General features: G+C 64.4%; 2 protein-coding genes and 1 tRNA gene. All 3 read right to left on the bottom strand.

Going from position 1 to position 3,439, the window contains the following annotated elements; genetic code table 11:
- Window positions 1–2,143: tandem-95 repeat protein (locus FJZ36_18455; GenBank protein ID MBM3216882.1), on the bottom strand; the 2,143-nt coding region annotated here is incomplete at its 3' end.
- Window positions 2,144–3,018: 875 nt separating this feature from the next.
- A tRNA-Met gene (locus tag FJZ36_18460) sits at window positions 3,019–3,094 on the bottom strand.
- The coding region (locus tag FJZ36_18465) for a DUF111 family protein (protein MBM3216883.1) at window positions 3,085–3,439 on the bottom strand (355 nt) is incomplete at its 5' end. The genes FJZ36_18465 and FJZ36_18460, both read right to left, overlap by 10 nt.

Below are 3,439 nucleotides of genomic sequence, written 5' to 3' on the forward strand. Positions count from 1 at the left end.
TGTCCGTGCCGTTGAAGTTCGCCGACGGCGTGTAGGTGACCGACGCGCCGGAGATGGTTCCCAGCGTGCCGTTCGAGGGGCTGGCGACGACCGAGTAGGTCAGCGTCTGACCGGTATCGACGTCCGTGGCGCTCAGGGTGATCGCCTTCGCGGTGTCCTCGTCCGTCGTAGCGGGGACGTTGCTGGCGACGGGAGCCGTGTTCGCCGTCACCGTGATCGTGAACGTCCTCTGTGTCGTGTTGTTCGCCGACTGTGCATCGTCGGCGGTGACGGTGATCGTCGCAGAGCCGCTGCCGCTGGACGCCGGGGTGTAGGAGAGCGTCCGCGTCGAACCGCTGCCCGTGACCGCCGGATTCGGAATCAGCGTCGGATTGCTGCTGGTTGCCGTGAAACCGACGATCTGGCTCGACTCGTCGCTGCCGCCGCCGGGACCGACGCCCGTGATCGTCACCGTCTGCGTGGATGAACCCTCGAACGCGGTCGCGTTGGAGATCGCGTCGAACACGGGCGGGTCGTTGACCGCCGTGACCGTCACCGTGAACGTCCGCGTCGCCGTGTTGTTGGCGCTCTGACTGTCGTTCGCAGTGACCGTGATGACCGCCGTCCCGTTCGCGTTGGCGACGGGCGTGTATTTCAGCGACCGGCTCGCGCCCGTTTCGCTGACCGCGACGCTCGCGATGAGCGCCGTATTCCCGCTCGTCGCAGTGACGACGACCGTCTGCCCCGACTCGTCGGAGCCGCCGCCGGGTCCGACGCCCGTCACGGTGACCGTCTGCTCCGCCGCATCTTCGAGGATTGCCGACGGATCCGTGATCGCGTCGAGAACCGGCGGGTCGTTCACGGCGTTGACGGTGACCGTCACGGTCGCCGTGTTGCTGTCCGCCTTCGTGTCGTTGGCTTTGTAGGTGAAGGTGTCCGTGCCGTTGAAGTTCGCGGACGGCGTGTAGATGACCGACGTTCCCGACACGGTTCCGAGCGTGCCGTTGGTCGGATTCGCCACGATGGAGTAGGTGAGGGTGTCGCCGCTGTCGGCGTCCGTGGCGTTCAGTGTGATCGCTTTGGCGGTGTCTTCGTCCGTCGTCGCCGAGACCGCGTTCGCGACGGGCGCGTTGTTCGTTGAGGGCGCGATGGACGCGACGGCGCCAGCCATGAGTCCTAACAGGCCGTTGAAGGCAGGGCCCGACCCAACCGTGGCGCTCGATACGATGGTGCGGTTTCCAGTGGCAGGATCGACACGGAAGAGGACATTGTCAATGTAATCGTCGAAGTACAGATTCCCGTCCGAGGCGACGGATATGCCGTGACGAAGGCTCGTCGTCGTAGGTCCCGTTCCCGTCGAGGAGCCGGTGATTGCGGTTCGGTTGCCTGTCGAACGATCGACTCGGATCACGTAGCTGTTTGAGTCAGCCCGGTTCAGGACAGCATACGAGCCGTCCGACATCCGCAAAATACCGGTGGGTGAAGCCAGCGCAGGTCCCGTGCCGACAGTCGAGGAGGAGACCTCGGTGCGAACCAGAGTCGTTGGGTCGAGGCGGATCAGGGACGCACTACTCGAGCCTGAGAAGAGGATGCTCCCGTCCGAGTCGACGTAGCACCCCCATGGGGTCGGCATCGCCACGCCGGAACCTACGGACGAACTGGCAAGGATCGTTCGGTTGCCTGTCGTCGGGTCGACACGCACGATCGTAGAATTGCCTTGGTTTGCCGCAATGACGTTGCCAGCGCTGTCAATTGACAAGCCGTAGACGTTGGATAGCGCGCCGCCTGTCCCGACGGTCGAGCTCGATACTTCGGTTCGGTTCCCGTTGCTCGGATCGATTGCCATGATCGAGCTGTATTGGCCCGCGTAGATGGTACCGGTACTGCTGTTGCGGGCAGCGCCGACAGGGGTGTTCAGTGCGGGCCCGGTACCGGTCGCCGAGTCTGACAAAACCGTCCGGTTCCCGTTCGACAGGTCGACGATGTAGAGCGAGTTGCCGAGGCGGTTCACGACGACCGTCTGCTGGGCAACGGCGCTGGCTCCGACCGCTGCCAGGGCGAAAACGAGCGCCCATGACCCGACGGCGCGCCGAACGGCGCCGCCCCACGGGTTTCCAGCACCACGCACGCCTAGGCTAACGCACGATGAAACTGCCCTTTTCATTCGAGCCCGTCTCCTCCAAGGCACCAGTGGTCGCGGCGGCAGCTCTGCCAGAGCATGCCGGTTCAACGAGACCGTGGCGCGCTCATCTCCGGCGATAGGGAGTCTAAGAGCCTGGCTGCGAAGACGCTGGCATATCGCAACGAACGGCGGGCGTGGGTCAGTTGGGTTCTGCACCCTCTCTATCCGCTCCTCGTCCTTTACGTCATGGACGGAATCGATCGCCAGATCGCGCCGAATCGTTGCCCCGAGCGGGGATATGGCATCTCACACAACGAATAGCCGCACAGAGCGGAAGTCCGCCAGACCCACGGTGCGTTTTCTTCGGAATGTGAAGCATCTGCTGGATGCGTGTAAGCCATCTTCGGCAAGGGCTTGAGCACGACGTGAGGGCGGGCACGCCGAAGCGCTCCAGGAACGACTTGGCGTAGGGCTTGTAGCCGTGCTGGTAGGAACGGCTCGTGTGGTGGATGTAGAACGCCATCAGCGGCGAATTCAGGAGCGTCCGCAGAACGCGCAGGTCGGTGTTCCACGCCGGCTGTCCGTCCGTAGGGGCGACTCGGCGAATCGCCCCTACGTCGTGGGTGTCGCCTACTTGTGGATGACCAGCGGGCGAGTCTCGCGGAAGGGGCCCGCCCAGAGCTCGTCGGTTTCGGTGACGGGTTGTTCCTGCCACAACGAACACCGGGCGCGGCGAATGCCTGGCGCCATGCGGCTTTCGTCGGCGAATGAGGTTGCCCAAACCGCGCCCAAACTGGCGATCTATCGGGTCATTCGAGGGCGAAAGCGGGCACCATGGCAATGGTTGGGTATGCCAGTAGACGGCAAGCAGAGGACCCGCAGCATCAGTGTTCCTGCGGGTCGAGGTAGCAGGCTCTTGGTGGCTCCGGTTGGACTTGAACCAACGACCTAGCGATTATGAGTCGCTCGCTCTACCGACTGAGCTACGAAGCCGCGCGATTGCGGGTGGTCGCGTCCGCCGAACGGTATTGTATGGACCCGAATCGCCGTCCGTCAAGGAAAGGTCGCCGTTGGCGCCCGCCGCCGGTCACGACTGCCCGTACAGCGACCGGTACGCTTCGGTCGCCGCGTCGTAGACCTCGCGGATGGGCGGCGCCCGAAAGCTCTGCCGCCCAACGGCAGTCGTCGTACTCAGGATCGGTCTGCAGGATATCGGGTGCAATCCCGACTGTACCGCGGACTCCGCCGAACCGAGTCGTGACGCGAACGACCTCGCGCGCGACCTTGCGACGCGAGAGCGGCGACACGCGAACGCCGAAGGTCGACGTTTCGCAGCAT

Source organism: Candidatus Poribacteria bacterium (genome assembly GCA_016866785.1).
Classification (GTDB): domain Bacteria; phylum Poribacteria; class WGA-4E.